This window comes from Variovorax sp. LjRoot84, from assembly GCF_964254305.1.
Taxonomy (GTDB): Bacteria; Pseudomonadota; Gammaproteobacteria; order Burkholderiales; family Burkholderiaceae_C; genus Variovorax.
In genome coordinates, this window is record NZ_CAXUTE020000002.1 from 12473 (window position 1) to 27447 (window position 14975).

Here is a 14975-nt window from a genome sequence, read left to right on the forward strand (position 1 = left end):
TGCCTGAAAGGTATGCCGCCCAGCTTACGAGGTCTTTTTCAAGCGCGCATCGGAAACCTACAGTGGCCTGCATGGACGCATGGGTAGTCGACAGACGAGACAAGTCCCTGCTACTTGGAAGTTATAGGCATCAATCTTTTCATCAGGAATCACGCAATGAACAAGTCAGTCGTTTTGATCACGGGAGCCCTCACAGGCATCGGCCGTGCCGCCGCCGTCGCCTTTGCCAAGGAGGGCGCGAAGGTGGTCGTTGCCGGCCGGCGTGATGAGGCCGGCAAGGCGCTCGTCACGGAGCTGCGCGCTTTCGGTTCGGAGGCCGAGTTCATCAATGCCGACGTCCGCAAGGAGGATGAGGTCCGCGCTCTGGTCGACAAGACCGTCGCACGGTTTGGCCGTCTGGATGTCGCGGTGAACAACGCCGGCACCGAGGGCCAGGTGGGCCCGATCACGGACCAGACCGCGGAAAGCTATGCCGCGACGTTCGACACGAATGTTCTCGGCGTGATCCTCAGCATGAAGCACGAAGTGCGCGTCATGCAGGAACAGGGCAGCGGCAGCATCGTCAACATCTCGTCGACCTACGGGCACGAGGGCGCGGCGGGGGCCTCTGTCTATGTTGGCAGCAAGCACGCTGTCGAAGGCATCACCAAGTCGGTGGCACTCGAGGTCGCCAAGTCGGGAATTCGCGTGAACAGCGTGGCGCCTGGCCCTACGGACACCGGCATGCTGACCCGTTTCACGGGCACGCCGGAGAACAAGGCGGCTCTGGCGACGACTGTTCCGATGGCTCGGCTCGGTCTCTCGGAAGAGCTCGCCAACGCGATTGTCTTCGTCGCGTCGGACCAAGCTTCATTCATCACCGGCCAAGTCATCAACGTCGATGGCGGCAAGAGCCGCTGACAGATCGAGTTCCTGGCACGCGAATATTTCAGAAGGAGTTTCAATGACCCAGCATACTCACCAGACCGCGCCGACGCAGTTCGTTGACGCGGCCGGTGTTCGGTTCGCTTACCGACGCTTCGGCAAACCGGGTGGCGTGCCGCTGGTCTTCAACATGCACTTCACCGGCACGATGGACCACTGGGACCCGCTGGTGACCGACGGCCTCGCGGCGACACGAGAGGTGATCCTGTTCAACAACGCGGGCGTTTCCAACAGTTCGGGCGAGGTGCCTACCACGGTCGAGGAAATGGGCGCCAACGCCATCGCCTTCATCAAGGCGCTGGGACTGAAGCAGGTTGATGTGCTCGGCTTCTCGATCGGCGGCTTCGTCGCCCAGGAGATCACGCTGCAGGCCCCTGCGCTGGTCCGGCGCCTGGTGCTGGTCGGCACCGGCCCGCGCGGGGGCCAGAACATGGCGACCCTCACCCCGGAAGCGCAACGGATCTTCGGTGCCACCTACGAGGTGCCGGAGGAGATCTGGCTGAAGGTCCACTTCACCGATTCGGAAGCCAGCCAGGCCGCGGGCCGCGATTTCCTGAAGCGCTTCCTCCGCCGCACTGAAAACCGCGATCCCGAGGTGAACGAGAAGGTGGCGCCCGCCCAGATCGAGGCCATCGGCAAGTGGGGCGTGCAGCGTGAGGGTTCCTATGAGTACCTCAAGACCATCCTGCAACCGACGCTGATCATCAACGGCGACAACGACGTGATCATCTACTCCATCAACTCCTGGATTCTGCAGCAGAACATCCCCAAAGCTCAGTTGATCATCTACCCGGACGCCAACCACGGTTCGCAGTATCAGTACCCGAAGCGCTTCGTCCGCCACGTCTCGGACTTCCTGTCCGAGTAGAGCTCATCATTTCATTCCGTTTTTCGCATGACCCCCGATACCCTGAAGCTTTACCACTCCCCCACCTCGCCGAATTCGCGGCGCGTACGAATTCTCTTGGCCGAAAAGGGCTTGACGGTCCCGCTTGTCGCTGTCGATCTCGGCACGGGCGAGCAGCGCTCGGAAGCCTACCGCGCGATCAATCCGCGCCTCGTGGTCCCGACGCTGGTGCTGGAGGATGGCACCCTCATCGGCGAGGTGCCGGCCATCATGCGTTATCTCGACGAAGCCTTTCCCGAAGAGCCCCTGCTGGGCACCACGCCCAAGGACAAGGGTCTGATCGCAATGTGGGAGCGGCGCGCCGAGCTGGAGGGCTTCGCTGCGGTCATGGAAGCCATCCGCAACGCTGCGCCAGGCCTCAAGAGCCGCGCAATCGCCGGCCCGCACGACTACGAACAGATCCCCGAGTTGGCGGAGCGCAGCAAGCTGCGGGTGAAGAATTTCTTCGCCGACCTCGATGCCCGCCTGAGGGAGTTCCCCTTCGTTGCCGGCGATCGCTACTCTGCCGCCGACGTCACGGCCCTGGTCACTGTGGACTTCGCCGCCAAGGCGATCAATCTCCCCGTACCCGAGACGCATGCTGCGCTGAAGCGCTGGTATGACGTGGTATCGAAGCGCCCGAGCGCGCTGGCGTAAGGTTCGCAATGCAACGCGCCCCATAAGGAGACAGTGTGTGCGGCCCTTGCAAGGCCTGAAAGTCGTCGATCTCAGCAAAGTGTTGGCTGGACCGTTGTGCGGGCAGTATCTGGGCGAGCTGGGGCGCCGAAGTGACCAAGTCGAGCCCGTGAGCCTTGGCGACGACACACGCGGCTGGCTGCCGCAGACGCAGGGCGAGTCGGGCGCCAGCCGCAAAATGCGGCCACAAGCGGACGCTCGACCCGACCTCTCAATTCCAGCTCCGCGAGATTAGGGCCCGGCAACTTCGCCAAGGATTGCGTCGAAGTCAAGGTGAACTGAAGGTTCGTGAGTCGCCAGCTCGCAACGGGTGTACCGATCGCGCCGTGGCTTCACCACGCGTCGCGTCTGCATCTTCGTGCCAGCCAGGATCGCGCGCACCATGGACGAGGCTGAAGAGGATGGAAATTCCTTCATACTGTGGCCCTTCCGATGAGGAGCGCGCGATGCCTACGATTCAAGGCGAACACGTTCAACCGGCAACGCACAGGTTGGTAACTTACCGTGTCACGCTCGCCCACGGTCCGGTCGACACCGTTTACAAGGCTTGGATCCTATTATTGGATGGCAAGTGGCACGAGATCGGCGGCGGCACTGTGGAAGGGCAGAGCGCGTCGGAGACCACGCCGTTGATAGTGGCGCGCGTTCTCGCGCAGATCGACCAGACCAATATCGACAAGCTGAACACCAGCTGAGATCACGGCGGCACCCCATTCCATTCGCGGCCGTCGAGCAGCCGGCAGAAGGCCACGCCCTTGACGCCGGCGCCGTGCGCGGTCTCGTGCAAGATAAGGGTTTTCGGGCAGGTTCATACTGCGTGCTCCGATTGATGGAGGCGGATATGCCGAAAGATCCGGAAGGACTGAAGATGTGGCGTGCTCTGCACGACCAATGGCAGGAAACCCAGGAGAGGGCGCTCGCCCTTCGGGCCGAACTCACCAGCAAGCAGTTCGCGTGCGTCAAGGGGGCGGGACCCGACCCCTCGGTCGCCGAGATCGATGCTGTCGAGCAACTCGAGCGCACGGCCGCGAAGCTGGCAATCGAGATGGACAACTTCGTGCGGCACAGACTGGGCTGACATCAGGCAGCCCTCTGCAGCGGCTGGCCCCAATCCTTGTTGATTGGCGCAGCCAAATGGTCCTCGCTTCTGCGACCAACGCGGGCGCGGTGGACGTTTGGCGTCCCTGACCGTGGTCGGCCAAAAGCGGTCTTCCGACCTCAGCTTATAAAAGCACGCACACTGACCCTCGCGCGAGCAACAATCGAGCAAGGACAAAGGGCCGAATGAACTTCGCGTGCAACAGCACAACGTCGTGTCCAAGCTCCCTGATCTTGCGGGCCCACCAGTGTCCGCTGCCGCACGCTTCCAACGCCACGCGTCCTGCAACTCGCTGCGATAAGAACTTGATGAGCTCGTCGCGGCCACATCGTCGATTGACGATCTCACCGGTTTCAACGTCGACCCAGTGCATCTGAAACACGCGCTTTGCAACGTCCAGCCCATACGTCGTGGCATACATTTCGAGCTCCTAAAGTGGGTTATCGAAATTCCACTCTGTCACATCGAAGCCCTTCGATGTTCCAAGGGCCTCGCCACCGGAAAAAGGAGCGGTGTCCATACCCATCTCGGCCAACAGCTGTCGCCGGCGTTAGCGGCCGCTGAAATCCGAAAACTGATCGCCGCACAGCATGACGCGTGCGGCATAGAAACCGACGGGGGCGTGGGGGCGTCGAGTGCCACGACCAGGGTCAAGGTTCGGCCTCGCGGCCATGCCATGAAGCAGCGCGCCCGGGTCGAGTCAGCGCTGCGACTTGCGCAGCTTGTGAATCAGAAAGGCCTCCAGCAACTCCACGGCCTTGCGCCCCGGCAACGGCACAGCCGCGAGCCACACCTCGCATTCAGGCATCGCCGGCATGCCTTCCCTGGCGCCCAGCACCTTGAGCCGCTTGGAGATCGTCGCCTCGCGAAACACGCCGATCGCGATGCCCGCGCGCACCGCCGCCTCCAACCCCGTGACCGTTGTACTTGTGTAGGCGATGCGCCACGGGATGCCAGCGCTGTCGAGCGCATGCGTGGCCCAGTCCCGCAGCATCGCGCCCTCGGGATTGAGCGCCAGCGGCAGCGGACGTTGAAGATGCGTGGCCGAGCCCGGCGTTGAAGCCCAGACAACGCGCGACTTCGACAGGCGCAGCCCCTCCCCCGAACCCACCGGTCCGATGCCGACCACCAGGTCGTAGCGTGAGCCGAGCTCCGCATGCATCAGCGACGACACGCCATGCTGCAGCTCGACGTGGATCCTTGGATAGAGCCGGCAGAATTCTGCGATCAGCGCAGGCAGCACGCGCGTCGCGTAGTGCTCGATCGAGCCGATGCGGATGCTGCCCGAGACCTCCGCGACGTCGACATCGTGGAACAGCTGGTCGTTGAGGCCGAGCATCTGCCGCGCGAGCGGCAGCAACTGCTGGCCCTCGAGCGTCGGGCCCAGCTTGCGCGTGCCGCGGATCACCAGCTGCGCGCCGAGCTGCTCCTCGAGCCGCCGCAGCTGCATGCTGACGGCCGATTGCGTGCGCGACAGCGCCTTGGCGGCCGTGGTGAAGCTGCCGACGCGCAGCAGCGTGTCGAACACGCGCAGCAGGTCGATGTCGACGGTGTGGCTGCGCGGCGCGCGCGGATCGGCGGGTGCAGGCATGGTGGGCTCCAGGGACGAGTGCATCACGAAACGTGATGCAGCGAATCAGAAAGTATCACGTTCCGAGCTGCACCACGACCCAACAATGAGGGCAACGACAAAGACTGGAGACACCCATGCACCCCGAACCCGCCTTTTCATCACGCCGGCGCCGCCTGTTGCAGAGTGCGCTTGCCGCGTCGCTGGTGCCGGCCTTCGCCCAGGCTGCCGCCGGCTGGCCGCAAAAGCCGCTGCGCCTGATCGTCGGCTTCCCACCGGGCTCGTCGCCCGACACGCTGGCGCGCGTGGTCGCCGATCCGCTCGCCCAGGCTCTCGGGCAGCCGGTGATCGTCGAGAACAAGGTCGGCGCGGCCGGCAGCATCGGCGTCGCGGCTGTGGCGCGCGCGACGGACGGCTACACCATCGGCCTCACGGGCAACGGCCCGCTCACCACCGCCAAGGCGCTGACGCCCTCCACCCCCTATGACGTGGCGCGCGACCTGCGGCCGATCTCGCTGGTCGCCAGCAGTCCGTTCGTGCTCGCGGGCAGCACCGCCATGCCGGCCACCGACCTGCACGGCTTCCTCGACTTCGCGAAGGCGCAGGGCGACAAGCTCAGCTATGGCTCGATCGGACCGGGCTCGGGCTCCCACCTGGCGATGGAGCTGCTCAAGACCCACACCGGCATCCGGGCCGTGCATGTGCCGTTCCAGGGCTTCCCGCAGGTCGCGACGGCACTCATGGGCCGGCAGATCGACCTGTCGTTCATGATCCCGTCGATCGCCGTGCCGCAGGCGAAGAGTGGACGGCTGCGTCTCTACGGCGTCAGCACGGCCACGGCCTTCCCGGGCTCGGGCGATGTGCCGCCGATCCAGTGGGCGCTCGGCAAGCAGGGCTTCGACGTGGCCTCGTGGAACGCCATCTTCGGGCCCGCCAGCATGCCCGCTCCGGTGGCCGACCGTCTGTCGCAGGAGATCGCCCGCATCCTCCAGACGCCCGAGGTGAAACAGCGCCTACTCGACCAGGGCTGGCTCGCCATCGGCAGCGCGCCCGATGCGCTCGCGCACAAGATCGCCGAGGACACGGCGATGTGGGGCGGCGTGATCAAGCTTACGGGCGCACGCAGCGAGTAGGGGCTCACGATGCAACGCAGACATCTCTTCGCTGCAGGCATCGCTGCCGCGAGCCTTGTGCAGCCATTGCGCGCAGCGGGCCCTGCGGACAAGCCGGCCTTCGTCCTCGTCCACGGCGCCTGGCACGGCGGCTGGTGCTGGACGCGCGTGGCGTCGCAACTGCGCGCCGCGGGGCACGCGGTCTACACGCCCACGCTCACCGGGCTCGGCGAGCGCCGGCATCTGCTGTCGCCACAGGTCAATCTGGACACGCACATCGACGACGTCGTCAACCTCCTCGACTTCGAAGAACTCGAGAACGTGGTGCTGGTCGGCCACAGCTATGCCGGCATCGTGATCTCCGGCGTGGCCGACCGTGCACGCGCCCGGCTGCGCCAGCTGGTGTTCCTCGACGCGCTCTTGCTCGAGCCCGGCAAGAGCCTGTTCTCGGATTTCCCGCAGGCCGTGGTCGACCAGCGCCTGAAGACGATCCGCGAGACCGGCGCCGGCGTGGGCGCGGCACCTGCCTTGCCGCCGTCTGCCTTCGGCGTCAAAGACCCCACCGACGCGGCCTGGGTGCAGCGCCACATGACGCCGCAGCCTGTGGGCACCTATCTGCAGCCGCTGCAACTCAAGGCCCCGCTCGGCAACAGCCTGCCCAAGACGTACATCGAATGCACGGCCGACCCGATCGCGACGCTCGAGCCGACCAAGGCGCGTGTGCGCGCCGATGCGGGCTGGCGCACACGCACGCTTGCAACCGGCCATGACGCGATGGTCATCGCGCCTGGCCCGCTGAGCGACCTGCTGCGCGAGCTCGCGGCCTGACTCCAACCTCTTTGTTTGAAAGCTGCACGATGGGAACCCTTACCGCCGAAGAACGTCATTTTTTCCGCTCCGACGTGAACGCACGCCAGAGCCAACGCAAGCAACGTACGCCGCAAGGCCACATCACCGAAGCCGCACGCGAAATACCCGTGCACGAGCGCTGTGACGTGCTGGTGCTGGGCGGCGGACCCTCGGGCGTGGCGGCTGCGGTCGCCGCCGCGCGTTCCGGTGCGCGCGTGGTGCTGCTCGAACGCTACAACCACCTCGGCGGGCTTTCCACCGGCGGTCTCGTGATCTGGATCGACCGCATGACCGACTGGCAGGGCGAGCCGGTGATCCAGGGCCTCGCGGCCGAGTTCATGGACCGCCTCGGTGCCGATGCCATCGCCGGGCCGCCGCGCAAGGACTGGGGGTCGCAGGACCCGGACGCGGCCGCCCATTGGGGGCTGCGCACGGCCGCCTTCCATGGCGTGGTCACGCACTCGCCGACCATCGACCCCGAAATCCTCAAGGGCGTCTACCACCAAATGGCGCGCGAGGCCGGCGTCGACTTGATCCTGCACGGCTGGATGGTCGCGCCGATCGCCGAGGCCGGTCGCGTGAAAGGGGCTGTCTTCGAAAGCAAGCAGGGCCGCCGCGCGATTCTCGCCAAGGTCGTGGTCGACACCACCGGCGAAGGCGACCTCTACGCGGCGGCGGGCGCGGCCTTCGACTCCGACATCGACACGCACGAAATCCACCACTGCATCAACACCTCCTGGCTGTTCGCGGGCGTCGACATGCAGCGCTGGCTCGATTTCCGCGCGCGTCAGCCCGAGGCCTTCTCCGGCTTCATGGCACGCGGCCGCGAGGAGATCGGAAGTTTCGAAAAACCCATCGTCTCGTGGCGCAACGACGTCGCGACTTTCCTCGGGCCACGCAAGTCGGGCTTCAGCGCGCTCGATGTCGACGAGATGACGCAGGTCGAATGGGAATCGCGCAAGAGCATGGCCGAGCACCTGGCTTTCTATCGCGCCCACGCGCCGGGCTTCGAGCACGCCTGGATCATGCTAGTGGCACCGCAAATCGGCACGCGACACGGCCGGCGGCTCGTGGGCGTGAAGCGCGTGCTGCGCAGCGGCTGGGACGCCGGCGCGGTCGAGGATGACGAGATCGGCATCAGCCCGAGTCCATCGCCGCGTTTCCCCAACATCTCGGTGCCGTACGGCGCACTCGTGCCCGAGACGCTCGACGGCGTGCTCGCGGCCGGCAAGCACATCGCCTGCGACACCAACTCGCACGGCTTCCTGCGCGAGATTCCGCAATGCTGGCTCACGGGACAGGCGGCCGGCACGGCGGCGGCGCTCGCGGCCGACAGCGGCGTGCTGCCGCGCGACGTGGACGTGAAGCGTCTGCAGGCGCTGCTGAGCGCGCAGGGTGTGCCATTGCGCCAGGCCAGCGTCGCGGTGCCCGCATGAGTTTCAGGCTGTCGCTCGCGCACCTCGGCATGCTCGATGCGCCGCCGCCCCTGCTGGTGGAGGCGGCGCATGCGGCGGGTTTTCGCGGCGTCGGGATCCGGCTGAATCCCGCTCGGCCCGGCGAACAGCCGTTCCCCATGGAAGATGGCGGCGAGATGATGTGCGAAACGCTCGCTCGCTTGCGCAATCTGGGCATGACGGTGCACGACATCGAGATCGTGCGCATCAAGCCTGATTTCGACGTGCGGGCGCTCGCGGGCGTGCTGACCTCTGCCCAAAGGCTCGGCGCACGGCGGCTCATGGTCAACGTGGATGACGCGGACCTCGGCCGCGCGGCGCGGAACATCGGCGTGCTGGCCGTTCACGCGCAGTCACATGGCCTGAGCCTCGGCCTCGAGTTCATGGTCTACACGGCAGCGCGCTCGCTGCGTGTCGCGCGCGAACTGGCCGAGGCATCGGGAAGCGATGCGGTGCGCGTGGTCGTCGATGCGCTGCATTTTTTTCGCGCAGGCTGCGCGCCCGAAGACATGGCCGACCCGCGCATCGATCGCCATTTCATACAGATCAACGACGCCCCTGCGCAGCGCCATCCGGGCCTGTCGGCGGGCGAAGAGGGGCGCGCGCACCGGCTCTATCCAGGCGAGGGCGAGCTGCCGGTGCACCGCTTGTTGCCGCAGCTGGCAGCCGGCGCCATCCTCTCGGTTGAAGCGCCGAGCGCCATTCGCATGGCCACGCTCGGCGTGCACGAGCGCGCCGCCGCAGCCTACCGCGCAACCCATCACTTCTTGCAAGGAAACGGCCATGGAAACGAATGAATCCTGGGACGGCCTGCGGCTCGACGGCAACACCGTCGTGCTTGGCATCATCGGCGACCCGATTGCGCAGGTGAAAGCGCCACTGCCGCTGACGCGCCTGCTGCAAGCGCGCGGCATCAACGCGGTGTTGGTACCGCTGCATGTGCAAGGTGGCGACTTGGCGGGTTTGCTGCGCGCATTGCACGCGGTGTGCAACGTCGCGGGCATCGTCGTCACAGTGCCGCACAAGCAGCGCGTGGCCGGGTTGCCGATCGAACTGCTGCGCGCCGCGCGCGAAGCGCAGGCCGTCAATGTCATCCGGCGTACCACCGAGGGTTGGCAAGGCGACCTGCTCGATGGCGCGGGCTTTCTCGCAGGGCTGGTGCGCAACGGCTTCGACGTAGAAGGGCGCAGCGTCGGACTGGTGGGCGCGGGCGGGGCAGGCAACGCGATCGCCTTGGCGCTGGCGGCGGCCGGCGCGGCGTCGATCGATGTGCACGATGTCGATGATGCGAAGCGCGCGGCACTGGTCGAGCGTCTGCGCGCGCTCGGCCACGTAGCCGGCAGCTGGGACGCCGCGAGTCCACGCGATCTCGTCGTGAACGCCACGCCCGCAGGCATGAAGAAGAGCGACCCGCTGCCCGTCGCACTGTCGGCCATCCGGCCTGGCCACACCGTCGCCGACGTCATCATGGAGCCGGCTACCACGCCACTTCTCGCGCGTGGGCAAGAACTGGGTGCGCGCATCGTGCACGGCCGGCACATGATGAACGAGCAACTCGAAGCGATGGCCGACTTCTTCTTCGGCGGTGCTCTGCGATGAGCGCGGCCTTCTTTCCCGGCTTCGCGGTGCATCGGGTCGCGCTCGGCGATGCGACGATCCACGCCGAGGTCGGCGGCAGCGGGCCGCCGCTGCTGTTGCTGCACGGCTATCCGCAGACCCACGTCGCCTGGCACCGCATCGCGCCCGTGCTCGCAGCCCACTTCACTGTCGTGGCGCCGGACCTGCGTGGCTACGGCGACAGCACCGGGCCCGGCGGCGATCCGCTGCACATCCACCATTGCAAGCGCACGCTCGCGGGCGACCAGATCGGGCTGATGCAGGCGCTGGGGTTCGAACGCTTCGCCGTCGTCGGCCATGACCGCGGCGCGCGCGTCGGCTACCGCCTGTGTCTCGACCGGCCCGAGGCCGTCAGCGCGTTCACCTCGCTCACCGTGATCCCGACCGAGGCGATGTGGCAGCGCGCCGGCATGGCCTTCGGACTCAAGGCCTTTCACTGGTATCTCTTCGCTCAGCCCTTCGATCTGCCCGAACGCATGCTGCGCGCCGACCCAGCGTATTACCTGGACTGGTCGCTGCGCAATGCCGTGCTCAAGTTCGACGCCGTCACGCCCGAGGCGCTCGCCGAATACCACCGGGCCTTCGCCAGGGAGTCGGTGCGCCACGCGATGGTCGAGGACTACCGCGCCGCCGCCTCGATCGACTTGCAGCACGACCGCGAGGATCTCGCAGCAGGCCGCCGCATCGCCTGCCCGCTGCAGGTGCTGTGGTGTGCGTCGAACACGACAACACCGGATCCGCTGGAGATCTGGAGAACCTGGGCCGACCAGGTCGAGGGCGGGACCATCGACTGCGGCCACCTGTTGGCCGAGGAAGCGCCCGACGAAGTATTGGCCCAGCTCCTGCCCTTCCTGCAACGCCACGCCTGACGAACAACCACGGAGACACCCATGCGACGACCGATGATCCTGGCGAGCCTGCTGCTCGCCCTGCAGAGCCACGCGCAGCCCGCGCCCCTGCGCCTGAGCGACTTGGGCGACGCCGTCCCTGCGCGCCAGCAGGAATTCTTTCCCGCGCCATCCTTCGAGCTTGTGCACTCGGGCGGCTGCGGCGTGATGGAAGGCGTCGCGAGCGCGTCCGACGGCAGCGTTTACTTCACCGAGATCACGCGCTCGGTCGGCTGCAGCGACGCGGCCGGCGTGCAGGGCGGCCGGATCTGGGTCGTGCCGCCCGGCGGCAAGCCGCGCATCTTCCTCGAGCCCAGCAACATGGCAGCTGGCCTCGCCATCGACGCGCAGGACCGCCTCGTAACGGCCGAAGGGGCCGACTACGGCGGGCGCCGCGTGTCGATCACCGACCTGCACAGCGGCAGCTACCGCGTGGTCGCCTATTTCCACGAGAGCCGCCAGTTCAACGCCCCCAACGACGTGGCCATAGACCGCGCGGGTCGCATCTACTTCTCGGACCTGCGCCTGTTCGGCCCCGAGACGCTCGAGCAGCGCATCAACGCCGTCTACCGGCTCGACCCCGCCCGCAACAGGCGCCAAGGGCCTGTGGCCGCGCACACGCATCCTCGGCGACAACGCGAAGATGAACGGCGTCGAACTGTCGCCCGACGGGCGCACGCTGCATGTCGGCCTGTGCGATCCCGGCACCAACGCGCTCGGCGAGCAGGGCACGCCCGCCCTCGACCGCGCGGGCACGGGAGGTCTGGTAGCCTATCCGCTCGACGCCGCAGGCCAACCGGTGCGTCCCGCGTGCTGCTCGACCTGGAGAAAGCCGGTTGCGTAGACGGCATGATCACCGACGTCGAGGGCAATGTTTATCTCGCATTGCCGAGCGCACCGTCGGGGCCCGGTATCTATGTGATGACGCCGAATGGCGAACTGGCCGCGCGGCTGCCGCTGCCGAACCGCGAGAGCCCAGTCAATCTCGGCTTCGGACGCGGGCCCGAGGCGGGCACGCTCTACGTCGCGACCGTCGGCGTGGGCAACATCTATCGCTTGCGAGCGGGCAAGGCCGGCTTAGCGCCAACTCGCTGAGGCGGCCCTTGTCCGACGAACAGGAGTATCGAATGACCAACGAATTGACCGACCGCCTCGCCATCCGCGATCTCATCGAGAACTGGGCCGTCTGGCGCGACGCAGGCGACTGGGAGCGGTTTGCCACCGTGTGGCACGACGACGGCGTCATGCACGCGACGTGGTTCCAGGGCCCGGCTTCCGAATTCATCCGGGTGACGAAGGAGGGCTGGGCCAAGGGGGTCAGCATCCTGCACTTCCTGGGCGGGACTTCGATCGACCTGGCCGGCGATCGCGCCATCGTGCAGACGAAGATGACCATCTCCCAGCGAGGCGATGTGCAAGGCGTCGCCTGCGACGTGGTTTTCACGGGACGCTTCTACGACTTTGTCGAGAAGCGCAACGGCCGCTGGGGCGTCGTCATCCGCCAGCCGATCTACGAGAAGGATCGCGTGGATCCGATCGACCCGAGCGCCAAGCTCGAACTCGACCAAGCCGCAATCTCGAAGTTCCCGGCCGGCTATCGGCACCTGGCCTACATCCAGACGCAGATCGGCTACAAGGTCAAGCTCGACATGCCACAGCTGGAGGGAGCCGAAGTCGAAAAGCTGTACGCCCGCGGCAAGGCATGGCTCGCCGGCAAGCCGCTCTGATCCCGGAGACGGCGTCTTGCAATCCGCGCCCGACGGAATCAGAGTCTCTTCAAAGACTACTGCGGCGTGCCTTCGAAGGCGCGGCCGGCTCCCCACCTTGATTGACACACCATGCGCAACTTCGACGAAAAGAACATCACCGATGCGGTGATCGAGCGTCTGGCAAACAGCCCGTCGCCCCGTGCGAAACAGATCAGCGCTTCGATGGTCCGCCATCTGCACGACTTCTTGCGCGAGATCGAGCCATCGTAGCCTGAATGGGAGCAGGCGATCGATTTCCTCACGCGCACCGGCCAGATGTGCAGTTCCACGCGCCAGGAATTCATCCTGCTGTCGGATGCGCTGGGCGTCTCGATGCTGGTGGACGCGATCAACCATCGGCTTCCGGGTACGGCAACCGAAACCACGGTGATGGGCCCGTTCTACGTGCAGCATGCACCCGAGGTGCCCCGAGGCTCACGCATCGCCGAGCTGGCTGAAGGGCCCGCGCTGCTGATCGAGGGCTCGGTGCGCAGCGTGGACGGACAGCCGCTGGCCAACGCGACCGTGGACATCTGGCACGCAGATGACGCCGGCTTCTACGACGTGCAAAAGGACGACGTGAAGCTGAGTGGCCGCGCAAGGGTCCGCACTGACGCCCACGGGAAGTTCTGGGTGATTGGCGCGGTGCCGGCCGCGTATCCGATCCCCAATGACGGGCCGGTCGGGCAGATGCTCGAGGCACAAGGCCGCCACCCCTTCCGCCCGGCCCACGTGCACTTCATGGTGGCGTCACCCGGACACGAAACGCTGGTGACCCATCTGTTCTTGGCGGACAGCGACTACCTCGACTCGGATGTGGTTTTCGGCGTCAAGGATTCGCTGATCGAAGTGCTCGGCACTGCCGCGCCGGGGACGACGTCTTACGACGCTTCGGTGGAGACGTCCATGCCCGTACTGCGACGCGACTTCGTGTTGGGCAGGGTGCTTTCCGGGGCGGCCGCGTGATCAAGCGCATCGTGATGTGGGACATCGAGGGCGAAAGCGGCGAGGAGCGCGAACACCACATCCGCAAGCTGAAAGCGCAGTTCGAACCCCTTTGCGGGCAGATCCCCAGATACCGGTGATGGAGATCGGCGTCGATACCAGCGGCGTCGATACCAGCCGCGTCGACTACGCATGCCACGTCGTGTTGTATTCCGAGTTCGACACCCAGACCCGCCTCGACGCATATGCCAATTCCCGGGCACACCTGGAAGACATTCCGAAGGGCACCTGTCACGTTGCCAAGCAAGTACCCGGTCTGCTCGAAGACGCGAGCAAGCAGCTGCCGGGGAACGTTCCGCCAGCTCGCCTGACCGAGCACCTCAGGCGACTTGGGTGACGCCCGGACCAGATGACCGCGATGGAGAACCCCGGAAAGACGCCTTCGGGCCCGTTCGGGTCGCTGGCGCGAACACCGCCCAGTGAGACCGTTGCTACCTAGCCAGGGCCACCAGCTTCTCCTTGGCACTCTGCAGGAAGCCTCCGCGCTCAACGCCACGCCTCGCCTTGGTTTCACCTTCTGCAATAATTTCGAACGCAGTGGGAGCAGCCAGTTTCCGGCCAAGGTCGTCGCGCATGGCGAGGGCGGCGTGACGCTTGCTAGAAATGACGTGCACCTGGAGGTGCCGGCCAATAGCTGCCGAGACCTTCTGGCAAGCCGCTGACATTGCCACTTCATCAGGGACCTGCTGGCCGTGCACCACAAGCAGTTCAATCGTGGCCTCCTTGCCTTCTCCGAGGATGTAGGCACGCAGAACAGAATCCTTGAACTTTGAACGCAGCATCGTACGGAGGGGTTCCGCGGCAGCGAACGACTTGAGAGCGATAGACCGCAGCTCGTTGTAGAAAACGAACGACATGTTCGCCTCGACCGTCCCGGGTTCGTCGGCCTCCGACTTGTGCCTGGTCAGGATGCCGCTCTTGATGAGATGCTCCTGTGTCCGCTCAACATCGTCTGCATCCAACTTGGCCTTCTTGGCGAGCTCTGCGACGGAAAACTTAGTGGTCGGTGCTGCGAAAACGACCTTCAGCAACTTCTGGACTTCTGGAGCGAGGAGGAAATCTGCGGCACTCATTCTGGCTGGGGATAACTGCGACTACGTCATGACCACTGTCCCTTGCCGCATGCGA

19 protein-coding genes and 3 pseudogenes are annotated in these 14975 nt (G+C 65.9%); 19 read left to right on the top strand and 3 right to left on the bottom strand.

The genetic code is table 11. From position 1 onward, the window contains the following. Positions 1 to 156: 156 nt before the first annotated feature. From ACSQ9I_RS30700 to ACSQ9I_RS30725, 6 genes and pseudogenes are all read left to right on the top strand, one after another. Positions 157 to 900, top strand: coding sequence for an SDR family NAD(P)-dependent oxidoreductase (locus ACSQ9I_RS30700; RefSeq protein ID WP_436315866.1), 744 nt, complete (start codon positions 157 to 159; stop codon positions 898 to 900). 43 nt (positions 901 to 943) lie between these two features. Further along, positions 944 to 1792 carry an alpha/beta fold hydrolase gene (locus ACSQ9I_RS30705; protein WP_436315867.1) on the top strand — a complete coding sequence of 283 codons (849 nt, stop codon included), beginning with the start codon at positions 944 to 946 and terminating at the stop codon, positions 1790 to 1792. A 27-nt stretch (positions 1793 to 1819) separates the two neighbouring features. Continuing rightward, entirely contained in the window at positions 1820 to 2467 is a 648-nt protein-coding gene (locus ACSQ9I_RS30710) for a glutathione S-transferase family protein (RefSeq protein ID WP_436315868.1), read from the top strand. A gap of 37 nt (positions 2468 to 2504) precedes the next feature. Continuing rightward, positions 2505 to 2669: pseudogene (locus ACSQ9I_RS30715) on the top strand (CoA transferase); the annotation flags it as partial. A 283-nt stretch (positions 2670 to 2952) separates the two neighbouring features. Further along, positions 2953 to 3201: a hypothetical protein gene (locus tag ACSQ9I_RS30720; protein ID WP_436315869.1), complete on the top strand. Its 249-nt coding sequence runs from the start codon at positions 2953 to 2955 to the stop codon at positions 3199 to 3201. Positions 3202 to 3347: 146 nt separating this feature from the next. Next, the gene (locus tag ACSQ9I_RS30725) at positions 3348 to 3584 is read left to right on the top strand and encodes a hypothetical protein (protein WP_436315870.1); all 237 of its coding nucleotides are present in this window, start codon (positions 3348 to 3350) and stop codon (positions 3582 to 3584) included. Positions 3585 to 3777: 193 nt separating this feature from the next. On the opposite strand, the pseudogene ACSQ9I_RS30730 reads toward ACSQ9I_RS30725, so the two are convergent. Beyond that, positions 3778 to 4026 (bottom strand): annotated as a pseudogene (locus ACSQ9I_RS30730) (IS110 family transposase); the annotation flags it as partial. Between the two features lie 279 nt (positions 4027 to 4305). Continuing rightward, positions 4306 to 5196 carry a LysR substrate-binding domain-containing protein gene (locus tag ACSQ9I_RS30735; protein ID WP_436315871.1) on the bottom strand — a complete coding sequence of 297 codons (891 nt, stop codon included), beginning with the start codon at positions 5194 to 5196 and terminating at the stop codon, positions 4306 to 4308. A gap of 116 nt (positions 5197 to 5312) precedes the next feature. Between ACSQ9I_RS30735 and ACSQ9I_RS30740 the strand changes: the two genes are divergently transcribed. The 13 genes and pseudogenes from ACSQ9I_RS30740 to ACSQ9I_RS30800 all read left to right on the top strand — a co-directional run bounded on the left by ACSQ9I_RS30740 (position 5313) and on the right by ACSQ9I_RS30800 (position 14184). Continuing rightward, the gene (locus ACSQ9I_RS30740) at positions 5313 to 6308 is read left to right on the top strand and encodes a Bug family tripartite tricarboxylate transporter substrate binding protein (RefSeq protein ID WP_436315872.1); all 996 of its coding nucleotides are present in this window, start codon (positions 5313 to 5315) and stop codon (positions 6306 to 6308) included. 9 nt (positions 6309 to 6317) lie between these two features. After that, positions 6318 to 7115, top strand: a complete 798-nt coding sequence (locus ACSQ9I_RS30745; RefSeq protein ID WP_436315874.1) for an alpha/beta fold hydrolase — start codon at positions 6318 to 6320, stop codon at positions 7113 to 7115. Between the two features lie 29 nt (positions 7116 to 7144). Continuing rightward, positions 7145 to 8572 (top strand): FAD-dependent oxidoreductase, encoded by a 1428-nt coding sequence (locus ACSQ9I_RS30750; RefSeq protein WP_436315875.1) that lies wholly within the window; start codon positions 7145 to 7147, stop codon positions 8570 to 8572. Further along, on the top strand, positions 8569 to 9387 hold the full coding sequence (locus ACSQ9I_RS30755; protein WP_436315876.1) for a sugar phosphate isomerase/epimerase family protein: 819 nt from the start codon (positions 8569 to 8571) through the stop codon (positions 9385 to 9387). The genes ACSQ9I_RS30750 and ACSQ9I_RS30755 overlap by 4 nt, the downstream gene beginning before the upstream one ends. After that, positions 9374 to 10189, top strand: coding sequence for a shikimate dehydrogenase family protein (locus ACSQ9I_RS30760; protein ID WP_436315877.1), 816 nt, complete (start codon positions 9374 to 9376; stop codon positions 10187 to 10189). The genes ACSQ9I_RS30755 and ACSQ9I_RS30760 overlap by 14 nt, the downstream gene beginning before the upstream one ends. After that, positions 10186 to 11076 (top strand): alpha/beta fold hydrolase, encoded by an 891-nt coding sequence (locus tag ACSQ9I_RS30765; RefSeq protein ID WP_436315878.1) that lies wholly within the window; start codon positions 10186 to 10188, stop codon positions 11074 to 11076. Before ACSQ9I_RS30760 ends, ACSQ9I_RS30765 begins: the two co-directional genes overlap by 4 nt. 21 nt (positions 11077 to 11097) lie before the next feature. Continuing rightward, positions 11098 to 12189, top strand: a complete 1092-nt coding sequence (locus ACSQ9I_RS30770; RefSeq protein ID WP_436315879.1) for an SMP-30/gluconolactonase/LRE family protein — start codon at positions 11098 to 11100, stop codon at positions 12187 to 12189. Between the two features lie 32 nt (positions 12190 to 12221). Continuing rightward, positions 12222 to 12821, top strand: coding sequence for a nuclear transport factor 2 family protein (locus ACSQ9I_RS30775; RefSeq protein WP_436315880.1), 600 nt, complete (start codon positions 12222 to 12224; stop codon positions 12819 to 12821). A gap of 111 nt (positions 12822 to 12932) precedes the next feature. Further along, complete coding sequence (locus ACSQ9I_RS30780) at positions 12933 to 13073, top strand: hypothetical protein (RefSeq protein WP_436315881.1); 141 nt, start codon at positions 12933 to 12935, stop codon at positions 13071 to 13073. Between the two features lie 15 nt (positions 13074 to 13088). Beyond that, positions 13089 to 13199 (top strand): annotated as a pseudogene (locus ACSQ9I_RS30785) (dioxygenase); the annotation flags it as partial. 33 nt (positions 13200 to 13232) lie between these two features. Next, on the top strand, positions 13233 to 13808 hold the full coding sequence (locus tag ACSQ9I_RS30790) for a hypothetical protein (RefSeq protein ID WP_436317076.1): 576 nt from the start codon (positions 13233 to 13235) through the stop codon (positions 13806 to 13808). Continuing rightward, positions 13805 to 13927, top strand: a complete 123-nt coding sequence (locus tag ACSQ9I_RS30795) for a hypothetical protein (RefSeq protein ID WP_436315882.1) — start codon at positions 13805 to 13807, stop codon at positions 13925 to 13927. The genes ACSQ9I_RS30790 and ACSQ9I_RS30795 overlap by 4 nt, the downstream gene beginning before the upstream one ends. Then, positions 13927 to 14184 (top strand): hypothetical protein, encoded by a 258-nt coding sequence (locus ACSQ9I_RS30800; RefSeq protein WP_436315883.1) that lies wholly within the window; start codon positions 13927 to 13929, stop codon positions 14182 to 14184. Before ACSQ9I_RS30795 ends, ACSQ9I_RS30800 begins: the two co-directional genes overlap by 1 nt. 94 nt (positions 14185 to 14278) lie before the next feature. Here ACSQ9I_RS30800 and ACSQ9I_RS30805 read toward each other — a convergent pair whose 3' ends face one another. After that, complete coding sequence (locus ACSQ9I_RS30805; RefSeq protein WP_436315884.1) at positions 14279 to 14920, bottom strand: hypothetical protein; 642 nt, start codon at positions 14918 to 14920, stop codon at positions 14279 to 14281. Positions 14921 to 14975 lie beyond the last annotated feature (55 nt).